The organism is Rhodopseudomonas sp. BR0G17, from assembly GCF_010907025.1.
GTDB classification, from domain to species: domain Bacteria; phylum Pseudomonadota; class Alphaproteobacteria; order Rhizobiales; family Xanthobacteraceae; genus Rhodopseudomonas; species Rhodopseudomonas palustris_H.
In genome coordinates this window covers 1-431 of sequence record NZ_QUML01000161.1, presented here as the reverse complement: position 1 = coordinate 431, position 431 = coordinate 1, and the positions used below count along the sequence as shown (strand labels likewise).

Annotated in this window: 1 protein-coding gene; it reads right to left on the bottom strand. The window is 65.9% G+C overall.

The genetic code is table 11. The features are described from left to right. The coding region (locus tag DY467_RS25670; RefSeq protein ID WP_164639853.1) for a PDZ domain-containing protein at positions 1-431 on the bottom strand (431 nt) is incomplete at both ends.

Sequence of the window (431 nt, the reverse complement as noted above, 5' to 3'; positions counted from 1 at the left end):
GTGCTGACACCCTTGTCGGCGGCCGGACCGTCGGGATCAACGCCGGTGACGACGACACCTTTCTGACCGGCACCGTCGACTTCGCTCGCAGGAGCGACGCGCAAGCCGAGATAGGGGCGGCCGGCATCGTGATCGCCGCTGTTGTCGGCGACCTTCTGATGATCGCCCGGCATTTCGGCGAGCGTCAGATCGATCGTCTTGGACTCACCATTGTGCAGTACGTCGAGCTTGACCGAGGAGCCCGGCGCCATCGTGCTGATGGTCCGCGCCAGCGCACGGGAATCCTTGACCTCCTGACCATTGACGGCCGCGATCACATCTCCGGCTTTGATCCCGGCCTTTGCGGCGGGGCTGCCTTCCTGCGGAGTGTCGACCAGCGCCCCGCGCGCCTGCTTCATGCCGAGGCTGTCGGCGATTTCAGCAGTGACCGG